The sequence below is a fragment of the Bacillus sp. F19 genome (genome assembly GCA_023823795.1).
Classification (GTDB): Bacteria; Bacillota; Bacilli; order Bacillales; family Bacillaceae; genus Bacillus_P.
The window spans coordinates 551,566-564,330 of the sequence record CP085710.1; the positions used below are offsets into that span (position 1 = coordinate 551,566).

15 protein-coding genes are annotated in these 12,765 nt (G+C 40.2%); 8 read left to right on the forward strand and 7 right to left on the reverse strand.

Features of this window, described 5'->3' with window-relative positions:
- Positions 1–2: 2 nt before the first annotated feature.
- The 3 genes from LIT25_02955 (at position 3) to LIT25_02965 (ending at position 4,335) form a co-directional block, all read left to right on the forward strand.
- The gene (locus LIT25_02955; GenBank protein ID USK34374.1) at positions 3–1,184 is read left to right on the forward strand and encodes a thiolase family protein; all 1,182 of its coding nucleotides are present in this window, start codon (positions 3–5) and stop codon (positions 1,182–1,184) included.
- 11 nt (positions 1,185–1,195) lie between these two features.
- Positions 1,196–2,467 carry a peptidase gene (locus tag LIT25_02960; GenBank protein ID USK34375.1) on the forward strand — a complete coding sequence of 424 codons (1,272 nt, stop codon included), beginning with the start codon at positions 1,196–1,198 and terminating at the stop codon, positions 2,465–2,467.
- Positions 2,468–2,877: 410 nt separating this feature from the next.
- Entirely contained in the window at positions 2,878–4,335 is a 1,458-nt protein-coding gene (locus LIT25_02965; protein USK34376.1) for an amino acid permease, read from the forward strand.
- A 300-nt stretch (positions 4,336–4,635) separates the two neighbouring features.
- Here the strand turns inward: LIT25_02965 and LIT25_02970 are convergent, their stop codons facing one another.
- Positions 4,636–4,827 carry a hypothetical protein gene (locus tag LIT25_02970; GenBank protein ID USK34377.1) on the reverse strand — a complete coding sequence of 64 codons (192 nt, stop codon included), beginning with the start codon at positions 4,825–4,827 and terminating at the stop codon, positions 4,636–4,638.
- Positions 4,828–5,254: 427 nt separating this feature from the next.
- Here LIT25_02970 and LIT25_02975 point away from each other — a divergent pair, with 427 nt between their 5' ends.
- A complete protein-coding gene (locus LIT25_02975; protein ID USK34378.1) occupies positions 5,255–5,671 on the forward strand; it encodes a GNAT family N-acetyltransferase in 417 nt (138 codons plus the stop codon).
- Between the two features lie 216 nt (positions 5,672–5,887).
- Here LIT25_02975 and LIT25_02980 read toward each other — a convergent pair whose 3' ends face one another.
- Positions 5,888–6,079: a LuxR C-terminal-related transcriptional regulator gene (locus LIT25_02980; GenBank protein ID USK36135.1), complete on the reverse strand. Its 192-nt coding sequence runs from the start codon at positions 6,077–6,079 to the stop codon at positions 5,888–5,890.
- Between LIT25_02980 and LIT25_02985 the strand changes: the two genes are divergently transcribed.
- Positions 6,078–6,143, forward strand: a complete 66-nt coding sequence (locus LIT25_02985) for a hypothetical protein (GenBank protein ID USK36136.1) — start codon at positions 6,078–6,080, stop codon at positions 6,141–6,143. The genes LIT25_02980 and LIT25_02985 overlap by 2 nt on opposite strands.
- Positions 6,144–6,166: 23 nt before the next feature.
- Here LIT25_02985 and LIT25_02990 read toward each other — a convergent pair whose 3' ends face one another.
- Positions 6,167–7,438 carry an MFS transporter gene (locus LIT25_02990; protein ID USK34379.1) on the reverse strand — a complete coding sequence of 424 codons (1,272 nt, stop codon included), beginning with the start codon at positions 7,436–7,438 and terminating at the stop codon, positions 6,167–6,169.
- 180 nt (positions 7,439–7,618) lie between these two features.
- Between LIT25_02990 and LIT25_02995 the strand changes: the two genes are divergently transcribed.
- Positions 7,619–8,413 carry a VOC family protein gene (locus tag LIT25_02995; protein ID USK34380.1) on the forward strand — a complete coding sequence of 265 codons (795 nt, stop codon included), beginning with the start codon at positions 7,619–7,621 and terminating at the stop codon, positions 8,411–8,413.
- A gap of 73 nt (positions 8,414–8,486) precedes the next feature.
- On the opposite strand, the gene LIT25_03000 is transcribed toward LIT25_02995, so the two are convergent.
- Positions 8,487–8,885, reverse strand: a complete 399-nt coding sequence (locus LIT25_03000) for a hypothetical protein (GenBank protein USK34381.1) — start codon at positions 8,883–8,885, stop codon at positions 8,487–8,489.
- 164 nt (positions 8,886–9,049) lie between these two features.
- Here LIT25_03000 and LIT25_03005 point away from each other — a divergent pair, with 164 nt between their 5' ends.
- Both LIT25_03005 and LIT25_03010 read left to right on the forward strand, forming a co-directional pair.
- Positions 9,050–9,421 (forward strand): DUF1992 domain-containing protein, encoded by a 372-nt coding sequence (locus LIT25_03005; protein USK34382.1) that lies wholly within the window; start codon positions 9,050–9,052, stop codon positions 9,419–9,421.
- A gap of 26 nt (positions 9,422–9,447) precedes the next feature.
- Entirely contained in the window at positions 9,448–10,806 is a 1,359-nt protein-coding gene (locus LIT25_03010; protein USK34383.1) for a deoxyribodipyrimidine photo-lyase, read from the forward strand.
- A 300-nt stretch (positions 10,807–11,106) separates the two neighbouring features.
- Here the strand turns inward: LIT25_03010 and LIT25_03015 are convergent, their stop codons facing one another.
- The 3 genes from LIT25_03015 to LIT25_03025 are packed head-to-tail and all read right to left on the reverse strand — an operon-like array spanning position 11,107 to position 12,450.
- A complete protein-coding gene (locus LIT25_03015) occupies positions 11,107–11,634 on the reverse strand; it encodes a permease (GenBank protein USK34384.1) in 528 nt (175 codons plus the stop codon).
- Positions 11,631–12,113 (reverse strand): hypothetical protein, encoded by a 483-nt coding sequence (locus LIT25_03020; protein USK34385.1) that lies wholly within the window; start codon positions 12,111–12,113, stop codon positions 11,631–11,633. Before LIT25_03020 ends, LIT25_03015 begins: the two co-directional genes overlap by 4 nt.
- Positions 12,106–12,450, reverse strand: a complete 345-nt coding sequence (locus tag LIT25_03025) for a PadR family transcriptional regulator (protein USK34386.1) — start codon at positions 12,448–12,450, stop codon at positions 12,106–12,108. The genes LIT25_03020 and LIT25_03025 overlap by 8 nt, the downstream gene beginning before the upstream one ends.
- Between the last annotated feature and the right edge of the window lie 315 nt (positions 12,451–12,765).

Consider the following 12,765-nt stretch of genomic DNA (forward strand, 5'->3'; position numbering starts at 1 on the left):
GCATGAATGAGGTTGTCATCGTTGCTGGAGCGCGGACGGCAGTCGGATCCTTTGGGAAGTCACTCCGGAATGTTAAAGCTGCCGAATTGGGCCGTCAAGTATTGGAAGGCTTAATGGAAAAGTCTGGCTTAGACAAAGAAAAGGTCGATGAAGTGATCTTTGGACATGGCTATGTCCATGGAGGCGGTCTTAACTCTGCCCGGATTTCATCGCAGATGGCGGGTTTCCCGCAAAATATCCCTGGTCACATTGTAATCAAAGCATGCGGATCAGGTTTAAAGGCCATTACCAGTGCGGCTTTAACTATCGCTGCTGGTCAAGAAGAAGTGATCATCGCCGGCGGAGTGGAGAGCATGAGCAATGTGCCATATATCGTGAAAAATAGATGGGGCGGTAAATTTGGAAACGTAACGATGGAGGATGCTCTGCTGGCAGATGGATTAATATGCTCCTTAGAAAATGAGCATATGGGAATAACAGCTGAACGTCTGGCTGAACAATACGGTATCCGTCGCGAGGAACAGGATCAATTTGCTTATCAAAGCCACAAGAAGGCCTGGAAAGCTGTAGCAGAAGGCCGCTTTGATCAAGAAATTATTCCGCTTAAAATCAAGGATCGAAAAGGGCTTCATGTCTTCAGCCAAGACGAAGGAGTTCGTGAGGACATTCATCTGGATCAACTTGCCGGCCTTCCTGCAGTATTCAAAAATGAAGGAACCATTACGGCAGGTAATGCGTGTCCCATGAATGATGGAGCAGCAGCTGTACTATTAATGTCCAAGCAGCAGGCAGAAGAAACGGGATTAAAAACGCTCTTGAAAATCAAGGCTTTCGCCAGTGCAGGTGTTGAACCGGGAGTTATGGGGATCGGACCCGTACCAGCGACTCGAAAAGCATTGGCAAAAGCAGGTCTATTGTTAGAGGATATCGGCCTGGTTGAACTTAATGAAGCCTTTGCTGCCCAAGCACTTGCTGTGATCAAGGAGTTAGATTTGAATCCGGATATCGTCAATGTCAATGGAGGGGCAATTGCACTTGGTCACCCTGTAGGGGCAACAGGTGCAAAATTGACAGTCACACTGATGCATGAAATGCTGCGTTCTCAGGTTAAGTACGGAATGGTAACGTTGTGTATGGCAGGCGGAATGGGACTTTCAGTTATCTATGAGAATATGTGTATATAAGGAGGATAAAAGTGCCAGATATTAAAAAACGCATTCACCAATGGATCAAGGATCATCGGGAAGAAGGAACGGACTTATTGCAACGATTGGTACAAGCCCCCAGTACGCAAGGGAATGAAGCCGCGGCGCAGGCTATCGTCGTCCAAAAACTGCAGGAAATGGGTCTGCAGGTTGATATTTGGGAGCCTGACGGTGTGGAATTGAAAAAGCATTCCTATTTCTATTCTCCTCGCAGCGATTTTTCAAACAGCCCTAATGTGGCGGGAATTATGAAAGGATCCGGAGGAGGCCGCTCCATTATCTTGAACGGACACATCGATGTGGTTCCGGATGGTGATCGGGAACAGTGGGATGACGATCCATACAGCGGAGCTATTAGGAATGGAAAAATGTTTGGACGTGGCGTAACAGATATGAAAGGAGGCAATGTATCCCTTATTCTGGCAATGCAGGCGTTACAGGAAAGTGGCATCCAGTTAAAGGGAGATGTGATTTTTCAAAGTGTGATTGAAGAAGAAAGCGGCGGAGCAGGAACTTTAGCAGCCATTTTGAAGGGATACAAAGCCGATGCTGCCCTTATCCCTGAACCGACAAATATGAGGATTTTTCCCAAACAGCAGGGTTCGATGTGGTTCCGTATTCTGGTAAAAGGCCGGTCAGCCCATGGTGGAACAAGGTATGAAGGAATTAGCGCCATTGAAAAGAGTATGACCGTAATAAATCACATTCGTGCTCTGGAAGAAAAGCGAAATGCACGCATCAGTGATCCGCTTTATCAGAACACACCTATCCCGATTCCAATCAATGTAGGCGTCATTGAAGGCGGTAATTGGCCTTCCTCCGTTCCCGACCTGGTGAAAATTGAAGGAAGAATGGGTGTTGCGCCGGAGGAAACGATGGAGCAGGCGAAGAACGAAATGGCTGAATGGCTGTTCCAGATAAAAGAAGTTGACGAATGGTTTAAGGATCATGCTCCTGTTTTAGAATGGTTCGGAGCACGCTGGGTTCCAGGGGCAATTGACACAGAACATGAACTGATGAATACGCTCGTCCATCAATATCGGCAAGTTGCTGGACAGGATCCGGTCATTGAAGCTTCTCCGTGGGGGACTGATGGAGGATTGCTGACTCATGTCGGTGAAACGCCTGCAATTGTTTTTGGTCCTGGAGCAACAGAGGTTGCCCATTATCCAAATGAATACATCTTACTAGATAATGTGTTTACGACAGCGGAGATTATTGCCCTTACTTTAATTCAATGGTGTGGTATTGAAGAGGAGTAGAAATCGATTTACGAATGATGTTAGTCGAAAAAAGTAAACGGGACAAACGAAACCGTAAATTAGGAGTTGCCTGCTGGAACAATGATTATTGAAATTAACAAGAATCGATTAATTCAAGTAGGGAGTGAGGAATGTCATACCAATTGGACGAGACATTGAAAGAAATTGAAGATCAACCCTTTTTGATTTTGATTTACATCCGACGGATAGAAAAAAATATAGTTATGAGATTTGATGTCTAAGCCCCGTTTCCTTAAAAATCCAGTAAAGTAAAGTTTCCGTTTTGGCAGTGGAACGAATCAGGTTCTTAAGTTAGAATAGGATATGGACTCTACTATCTGCTGTTAAGACAATTCTCTTTTATTATTTCTGAAAATTTAAAATTCAAATGAATTGTAGGTGGGAACCAAATGGACATGAATCTCATTGAAAATCAAGAACCGACAGTTAAAAGAAAATTGAAAGCAAGGCATATGTCTATGATCGCAATTGGAGGTTCTATCGGAACTGGCTTATTTTTGGCAAGTGGTGCAACCATCCAAAGTGCAGGACCTGGCGGATCTCTCACTGCATATGCATGCATAGGAATTATGGTTTATTTTCTTATGACCAGCTTGGGGGAAATGGCGACATATATGCCTGTATCTGGATCCTTTTCTACCTATGCTACACGCTTTGTAGATCCCGCATTTGGTTTTGCACTTGGCTGGAATTATTGGTTTAATTGGGCAGTCACCCTTGCAGTGGAAATAGCTGCGGCAGCTATCATTATGAAATTCTGGCTGCCTGAAGTGCCAAGCATTATTTGGAGTGCATTGTTCCTTGGACTCATCTTTATTCTGAACGCTCTATCCATTAGAAGTTATGGTGAATCAGAATATTGGTTTGCCCTTATAAAAGTCGTGGCCATCATTGTTTTTATCATTATTGGATTATTGACAATCTTGGGGATTTTTGGCGGAGAAATGATTGGATTTAAAAACTTTACTACGGGTGAAGCTCCTTTCAAGGGAGGATTTTTATCGATCATCAGTATCTTTCTTATCGCTGGATTTTCATTCCAAGGTACAGAACTAGTTGGTATTGCTGCTGGAGAAAGTGAGAATCCTGAAAAAAATGTTCCAAATGCGATTCGCCAAGTATTTTGGCGCATCTTATTGTTTTACATCGGAGCCATTTTAATACTTGGTTTGTTAATTCCATATACGAGTCCAAGTTTATTAAGCGGGGATTTAGAAAACATTTCTGTAAGCCCTTTCACGCTCGTTTTTGAACGGGCAGGACTTGCGTTCGCGGCTTCTGTCATGAATGCGGTTGTTTTAACATCCTTACTATCAGCAGGGAACTCTGGGCTTTATGCATCAACTAGGATGTTATGGTCGATGGCAAAAGATAATCAGGCTCCAAAGTTTCTAGCAAAAGTTAACCACAGGGGAATCCCGATGAATGCTTTGATAATCACGACATTAATTGGAGGGCTGGCTTTTTTAACGTCTGTTTTTGGGGATCATGTATTTACATGGCTATTAAATGCTTCAGGATTAACGGGATTCATTGCTTGGATTGGAATTGCCGTTAGCCATTATCGTTTTAGACGTGCGTACGTAGCACAGGGCGGTGACTTAAACGAATTAAAATACAAAGCAAAATGGTTCCCGCTCGGTCCGATTCTTTCATTTATCCTTTGCATAGTTGTCATTGCAGGACAGAATTACGAGGCGTATTTAAACGGCAGTATTGACTGGTACGGGGTCGCAGTCTCCTACATTGGTTTACCATTGTTTCTAGCGATATGGTTAGGGTACAAGGTTTTTCATAAGACCAAAATAATTTCATTGAAAGACTGTCATTTTGAAAAATCAATGTAGGACATATAAATAGAGTCAAGCAGCAGACAGTAAAAAAAAATGCTATCAAGTAACCTGAGGTCTCTGCGGGACTCAGGTTCTTTTATTTAGATTGAATTCAGCAATAATTATAGAAAGAAATGTATTGCTATTGCTTGAAAGCCTTGATAATAACAAAGGGAGAAAACGGACCGGAGGCATTTCATTAAAAAATGATAAATCGAATTGAGAAGGTTTTGAATATCAAGGTTAAATAAAGAACACACAATTTGATTTGTCTAAAATGTGCGTTCTTTTGTTTTCGTTAAAAATAGAATAAAGCTATTTTTTATTTACTTGACGTCCGCTTTTTTTTTGGCTCTGTGAACTTGTATTGCCGATAGAATATTCGTTTCCTGATTCAACATCATTTCTTAGGTCCTGTTTCTCGATTTGATCTCTTGTCTGATTCTTATTCTGCATACCTTGTTTAGGCATTCCTTTATCCATCTCGCTTTCAAATATAATCATCATTAATATGCTCAAAAATAAGGAAAAAAATGATTAGTTTGAACAAAAGAAAATTACGGTTGATTCCTAACGGGTAAATGGAAGAAGAGCATAATGCACGGACACCTGTTGATTTGAATTGTACTCGAGAGAAGAAGTAACGCCTGAATTAGGAGTTCGCTGGAAAAAAGGAAGTAAATGTTTAATTTATGAAAGTATTTTTCAGATATTGGCAAGTAAAATGGTGAAAATGGAAAGAAAAAGCACCAAAATGGAAAGTAAACATCTATCACAGTAGTACTGCTTAAAAAAGAACACATTCAATGTGTTCGATGAGTCAGTTTCCTGCCAGTTACAATTATATGTAATGTTTTCATAGTAAAATCGCCTCCTTTTCTGACTTTTCCCGTTGTTTTCTTATTATAATCAAAATATAAGTGATACAAAGGAGATGATGCAGTTGAAATGGGAGAATGAAGGATATATCGTATCGGATGACAAAACGCTGCTTCAAATGGGAAAAATAGAAGCTTGGCTCAGCGAAGCGTATTGGGCAGCAGGCCGCTCTAGAGAAATTATCGAAAAAAGCATCCAACACTCCTTGTGCTTTGGAATGTATGATCCAGATGGCAGGCAAATAGGTTTTGCCAGAGTCATTACAGATCAGGCGGTTTTCTCGTGGATTATGGACGTAATCATTGATCAGGAATTCAGAGGAAAAGGCCTGGGAAAAAAGCTCGTTGAATGTATAATCGCACATCCGGACATTTTGCATACTAAAATGGGATTAGCTACAAAGGATGCTCACGGGCTTTATCGGCAGTTTGACTTTGAAATGGATGAGTGCATGAGAAGACCACTCTTATAAAAAGCTGTGTTCGCATAGATTGTTGTTTTTCATAAATAGACTCATTCACGTCTAACAGTAAAGTTTCGTGTTGCCTTTCTAAATAAAATCGCTCAAAACTTACTCTGAAATAACATTTGAACGTACTTAAAACAACTTGAAAAGCAACGAAGTTTTTAGAAAAGACCCTATAAAAATATCAGCCCGTATGCAAATAAATGCAGCGGGCTTTTCTGCTTAATGTATCATTCCTTTTCTTAATCTGGCAGCCACAGCCTCTGCGCGATGGTTCACCCCTAATTTTCGAATGACGGCACTTATGTAATCCCTGACGGTAAATTCGCTGATCTTCATGTATGAAGCCATTTCTTTCATACAATATCCATTTGCAAGATGCTGAAGCACTTCCGTTTCCCGGTTGCTTAAAATGAGAATCCTTGAAGTAAAAGCATTGTCAGAAAGCTTGAGATCCTCTTTTGAAAAAAGGCTTTAGAGAACAGTAAAAAGCACACGGACTTATGACCGTGTGCCAGCTGTACTTCTTTTATCATAAACCGAAAACATCAACCAGTAGAGCAGCGCACTTACGCATGCAAGGATCCCGAAAATGGCAAACGTCCATTGAAAACCAAACCAGACCGTCATCGGGATGGAAAGCGGGGCAATCGTCCGCCCTACGGTATATCGAAGACTGGCTGCGGCAAAATATTGTCCTCGCATGTGTTCAGGAGCAAGCTTTGAGACGAAGCTTTGCTGCAAACCTGCCGTCATCAGTTCAGCAAATGTAAAGAGCGCCATAGCAAAAATAAGTCCCCAGATAAAGCTGAACTGTCCAAAGAGGAAGATCGACACTCCGTATAAAATAGAGGAAAGAATAAAAACGTTCCTTTCTTTATAGGCCGTCATCCACTTAGTTACGGAAATTGTCAGGATGGCTACAAGCAAGCCATTTTCTGAAAGCAGAAACCCGAAAGCCTGCTCACCCCCGAGAGTGACGGACCAATCTCCAATTGAGAACAGCTGCTCATTCTGAACGGTTTCTTTTGTATACACAGGAATCAGCATATCAAGCTGCATAAAGGTTTGAGCTGCAAGCACGCCTGCACCAATATAAAGAAGGAATGCTTTATCCTTAAAAATAATCTTGTAATCCCGAATCTGATGAAGAAGAAATTCATACCACTTGGAGCCGCTGCCAAGCTTGCTGCCGGCAAAAGGGGCAGTTTCGCGCGTCCATAGAAAAAGCAATCCTGCAAGCAAGAAACAAACGAACCCTGCAAACACCAATAATTCAAAGAAATAATTCACATAGAAAATAGCACCCAAAATCGGACCAATGACGACGGCCAGGTTAATGGACGTGTAGAAGACGGCAAACACATTGCTTCGGTCTTTTTCTTCTACGACATCTGCAATCATGGCCTGACTTGCCGGCCAATAAAATGATCCGAAAACTCCTGCAAGCGCAAAGCAGAAAAAACCAAGAAGCGGAGCTTCAAACCATGGGGAAACGGAAAGAGCAAACGTAAGAAATGACAGTCCCTGACCAACAGCAGACAGCACCATCATTTTCTTCCTTCCGAACCGGTCCGCGCAGTAGCCTCCCATTAAGTTCGCCATAACAGAAAAAATCTGCGAAAACACAAGCAGAAATCCCGCCTGCTCCTTCCCGAATTCCTCAGCAAAATAAATTGTCAAAAAGGGGAAAAACATCCAATATGTAATATTCATCAATGCTTCGCCAAATAAGCGTATTTTTAAATTTCGGTCCCAATCCCTAAGTCTCATGCTGCTATCCTCGCTTTTTCAAAATCCACCTTCTCTATGATACCCCTCAGCTGAATAGAAGAGCAACGTATTCATGCTTGTGAATCCCTTTAAGAGATGATAGGTTTTAATGACAGACCGTTTTGGATATATTTATAGAATAATAGAGAGAATCACCAGCTTGAAGAAAGGAGTGAATCTATGGAATTCAAACTTGATCACATCGTTCATTTTGTTGACAGGCATCCACTTGAAGCCGCAAATATGTTCATAAAACAGGATTTACATGCTGTTATGGGCGGACGTCATGAAAACTGGGGGTCTCACAACAGCCTATGTTATTTCAGCGATCTGGCCTACTTGGAGTTTCTTGCTGTTGAAGACCGCAAGAAAGCAAATGCGGCAAATAATCCGCTTATTCTCAGGCTGTTAAAGCAGCGTGCTGAAGGCTTGGGGCAGCTTGCAATCCGGACTGACCGGATTGAAGAAGTGAAACAGCAGCTTGAAGTAAAGGGGCTTGAGACAGGAGAAGTCATTGATGCCAGCAGAAAAAGAGAGGATGGCAGCTTATTAGAATGGAAAATGCTCTTTATTCAACAAAGCGATGAAGGCTGTCCGCTGCCTTTTTTTATCCAATGGAACCAGACAGATGATGAACGGAAGCAAGACTTGCATAAGAACGGTGCTTTGGGCGCTCAAAACCTGGACGTATCTATTTCAGCCGTCCATTATATCGTAAAAGATTTAAATTCCGCCGTTACCAAATGGAGAAAATACTTTGATTTGCCAAGGGGAGAGGAAACGGTGAATGATGAGTGGCGGGCAAGAAGCTATGCCATCAAGCTTCCATCCTTTCAGCTCATTTTTACAGAAGCATCCGGAGCGGGCACGGTTCAGCAAATGCTTGCGAAGAAAGGCGAAGGTCCATATTTGGTTGAATTCGATCCGCCGGTTTTTAAATCCTGCTATCAAATTTGCGGCAGTATGTTTAAATAAAAAATCCGCTTCCTTTCTATCTGGAAGCGGATTTTTTATTAAAGAATGGTTGATATTCTTTTATCTTATGTCCTTATTTAATTGGCTTAACGACAATAGCCTGAGAGCTTTTTCTAATTAGACAGTCTTTTAATTCCTCTTCGGAAATCATTCCAAGTGTAAGGGCGGCATCAATTTTTTGCTTGTCAGGCTGTTTTACTGAAATAATACAATCAGTTAAATTTAAGTCTTCTAAAACCTTTACTGTTTTCTCAGGATGATATTGTTCTGAATGCCGGATCTGCCTCTGAATCTTATAATCACCGATTCTCTCTTCCCCTTTGCAGAGCTTTCCGTGCGCATGATCAAAAAAGGAATTGAAGATTTTTTTCATCTCTGCAAGTTCCTCTTCAATCCCTTTCGCCTTTTCATTCAATGAAGCATATCGTGCAACCATTTCCTCAGGAATTTGAAAGGTTTTTGAATCGCTCATTTGGATGCCTCCGTTTTTCGTGTGATTCTAAACTATATGCTAAACTGCCTGGATGTAGAACGTTTGTTTGATTCTTTATCATGAAACATCTATATTTTAAGAAGGAATAACGCAGCTGATTGTATAACCTAAGTAAGAGAAGGATTTTTAATGGAGGGAGAAAAATGGATTTTTTCACGATTCTTTCAGAAGATAAAATTAAACAGGCGATAAAAGATGGCGAGTTTAAACAGCTTCCCGGTATGGGAAAGCCTCTTGAGCTTGAAGATTTGTCCCATATTCCGCCTGAACTCCGAATGTCCTATAAAATGATGAAAAATGCGAACATGATGGATGAAGACATCGAGCTGAAAAAAGTGATTCATACGTTAGAGCAGCTGATTGCCCAATGTCCGGATGAAATGGAGAAAGAAAAGCTGCAGGTGCAGCTGAACGAGAAAGCATTTCAGCTTGATAAGGTTCTAAAGAAAAGAAATACCTTCAGTTCAAGAGCCTCTGCTTTTTATAAAGATAAGATTTATTCGAAATGGTCCTAATAGACATCGATGATGGAGTGATTCTCATGAACGTTGTCTGGTTTAAACGTGATTTACGAATAGCTGATCATAAGCCGCTTGCTGACGCAGCTCTATATGGGGAAGTTCTCCCGCTGTATGCAGCCGAACCATCTTTATGGTCTGGAGAAGACTATTCTGCAAGGCACTTTCAGTTTGTCCGGGAAAGCTTAGAGGAACTGCAGGGTGCTTTGGAAGATAGGGGCGGCAGATTATTCACCTATATGGGGGAGATGGAAGAGGCGCTTTCTGCACTCTTTAAAACATATGGCCCATTCACTTTGTATGCTCATGAAGAAAAGGCAGGGCCACGTGTACATGACAGGAATGCAAGAGTGAGAGAATGGATGAATGATAGAGGTCTCAGGTTTTTGGAGTATCCCATTAATGAAAAAAACAGCGGAAGAAAACTTCAGGAAAGATGGAACGTTTTTTGTCGAAGTGAGCCTTTTAGCCGCCCTGAGCATGTCGAAGTACCAAAAACCATTCCAGAAAGCTTTTTCATTGGGTCGGAAAAACTTAAATCTTTTCCTGTCAGTGGGGAACCAATCAGATTTGGCCAGCAGGGCGGTGAACAGCAGGCGCTTGAAACGCTTGAAACCTTTTTGGAGGAACGATTTCACTTATACGAAGAGCATGGTTCTAACCTTCTTCAATCAACTGTTTCATCAAGCAGGCTTTCGCCATATTTGGCATGGGGAAATATTTCGTTTCGTGCAGTTGTCCAGAAAACGTCGATAAAGATAGAAAATTGTGATAATTTGTTTCTTGTGAAACAATTAACATCTTTTCAGGAGCAGCTTAAGGAAAGGTGGAAGCTGATGGAGCAGGAAAATCTCCTTGAATTGCAGCCTTTGCCGGATGAAAAAGGGGCAGGGGATGATTTGTTTTTGAGATGGTTTAAAGGGCAAACTGGGATTCCCATGATAGATGCATCAATGACTTGTCTTCATAAAACCGGGTGGATCCCCTCAAAATATCGAGGTATGCTCGCGTCTTTTGCTGCCAATACGCTTTCCCTGAACGTGCAAAAGTGTTCGGATGCGCTAGCTTCCCTTTTTCTGGACTATGAGCCCATCATTCATGTTCACCAGATTCAAAAGATGCCGGAGAAAGTGCAGGATCCAGTGAAAATAGGAAAAAAAGAAGATCCAGACGGGGTTTTTATTAAGAGATACTTACCAGGTCTTTCGAATGTTCCTGCTAAACATATCCATGAGCCTTGGCATTATCCCGGTTTTTTTCGCTTGGATTATCAGGCGCCAATAGTAGATATTAAAAAAGCGAATCAGGCTGCAAGGAAGCCGGGTATATCAGAACGTCCTTCAAAGTCCTCTGATCATGAACAATTGAAATTCGATTTGTGAAAGGAGACTGATTTAAAACCACGATAAATAGGGTAAGGGGTTCCGTTTTGGGAGGGAAATCTCAAAATCACACCCTATTTAGCACTAGAAATAACACCAAGATTCGCAAATTAAATCGCACTGCTTTTAGCGGTGTTTTTTTGCACGCAAGAAAACTCAGTCCTTATTCGAACTGAGTTTATAACATTTTTTAAAAGTTACTCCATTAAAGCCCCCGATTGTGGAATATTTTTGTTTGTTTCGGTTCAGTTCTTTACTTTTAATCCTACTTTACTTGATCACTGCTTAATAATCTAATTTTTATACGTCTTCTGTTATATCATAATTCATCAATTGTTGAGGGGCATAAATTTTCTCAAAAATAACACCCAAGAAATAGGAGAACATTAGACCAAAACAAATATGAATAAGTGTAAACTTAACTCCAAATGAAGCCAATTCATATACAACAACTGGTAATTTTGCAGTTGACCAAACCCCTATAAAGAATACAACATACCGTAAACTTGCTCCTTTTTTTAGAAAAATTACCGCTATGGGAAAAGCAACATATAATGGACCAGCAGCAATTACTCCTAAAAATAGAGCGAAAAAAATGCCATAGAAGCCAGAGTTTTTCCCCATATATCTAATTAATGTTTCTTTCTCTACCCATTTGTCAAGTAAACCTACAAATATTAAGACAGGGGGGAGCAGAAAAAGCATATCTAAAATGCTTTTTCCAGTTAATTGAGTTGCCTTCCATCCTATCGAATGGTTTATAAAAGTAAGTATAATGAGCCCAATTAATAAAATGAAAAAGAAACAATATTTTCTTAAAATTTTCATCTCATCACCACCCAAATAATAAAAGCAAATATGACAGACATTAATACTGCAGCAACATTACGAGCATAAGCGAAGCTTCGCCCAAATATTTTTTGTTCCATAGGTAATGTTACGATTCCAACAGACATAAATGACGACATTAATGCAGCTACTTGAGGGAGACCTGCACCATTTTGGACTAATGTAGCTCCAAGTGGGAATACAACAAAGCTTGGTATTAGTGAAACAGAACCTATTATTGTAGAGTAAACAATACCAATAAATCCGGATTTCTCTCCAATTATTGAAGAAATTAAAGATGGCGTTAATATTGAAAGTGATAATCCTACAAAAAGCATAATTGCTAACACGTCAGGCATAATATTGCTAAACATTTTCCATGACTTTAATAGAGCATCTTTCGTTTTATTTTTATTTTTTGAAAAAGAAATTATAGTAAGAATGATAGCTATAGCGTAAAGAATAGCCCCATTAATCATGATTAGGCTTCTTTTTCAATTCTTTATATTTTTTTATGAAAAATGATAAATTTTTCATTTTTACCTCAATATCTATTTGAAACTCTTCTAATTTTCGTTTTCCAGCTACAGTAATCTTGTACATCCTTATCGGTTTATCTCGATCGGTTGTATCCAAATAAGACTCTACAGCACCTTCTGTTTCTAATTTTTTTAGTGTGCGATATATAATTGCACTATCAATCGGATTGACCGGTAGCTCTTCCTCACATTTTTGTAGAAGTTTCCCTCCATAACAATCTCCTTCAGTTAAAAATAATAAAAGAAATGCACCTGTATGTCTCCCTGTATGTTTCATAACATTGAACCTCCTTAGATTTGATACTGTATTTAAAAAACATTTACCGCTATTAAGATCATACTGTTGTTAACATCATACTGTCATTAACAGTAATATGTAATTAACAGTATATGTAGAATATAATTTCATGTCAACTCTATAACACAATATGTGTTTTAAGTCGTAATATTTTCATCTTAAACAAATATTCCGTTCTCAAATTATCTTTCATGAAGCAAGACTTGAGTCTGATAAGATCCCCTTATCTTAGAGACAAAAAACCCCCTCCTATAATTTAGGAGGAGCAAAGAAAAAGGTTAAGTTGTTAAAAAG

Coding starts and splice junctions, on each gene's coding strand:
- LIT25_03020 (USK34385.1), bottom strand. CDS start 12,113: ATGATTAATGGGGCTATTCTTTACGCTATAGCTATCATTCTTACTATA.
- LIT25_03005 (USK34382.1), top strand. CDS start 9,050: ATGGATTTTTTCACGATTCTTTCAGAAGATAAAATTAAACAGGCGATA.
- LIT25_02965 (USK34376.1), top strand. CDS start 2,878: ATGGACATGAATCTCATTGAAAATCAAGAACCGACAGTTAAAAGAAAA.
- LIT25_03015 (USK34384.1), bottom strand. CDS start 11,634: ATGAAAATTTTAAGAAAATATTGTTTCTTTTTCATTTTATTAATTGGG.
- LIT25_03025 (USK34386.1), bottom strand. CDS start 12,450: ATGAAACATACAGGGAGACATACAGGTGCATTTCTTTTATTATTTTTA.
- LIT25_03000 (USK34381.1), bottom strand. CDS start 8,885: ATGAGCGATTCAAAAACCTTTCAAATTCCTGAGGAAATGGTTGCACGA.
- LIT25_02995 (USK34380.1), top strand. CDS start 7,619: ATGGAATTCAAACTTGATCACATCGTTCATTTTGTTGACAGGCATCCA.
- LIT25_03010 (USK34383.1), top strand. CDS start 9,448: ATGAACGTTGTCTGGTTTAAACGTGATTTACGAATAGCTGATCATAAG.
- LIT25_02975 (USK34378.1), top strand. CDS start 5,255: ATGATGCAGTTGAAATGGGAGAATGAAGGATATATCGTATCGGATGAC.
- LIT25_02990 (USK34379.1), bottom strand. CDS start 7,438: ATGAGACTTAGGGATTGGGACCGAAATTTAAAAATACGCTTATTTGGC.
- LIT25_02955 (USK34374.1), top strand. CDS start 3: ATGAATGAGGTTGTCATCGTTGCTGGAGCGCGGACGGCAGTCGGATCC.
- LIT25_02970 (USK34377.1), bottom strand. CDS start 4,827: ATGATGATTATATTTGAAAGCGAGATGGATAAAGGAATGCCTAAACAA.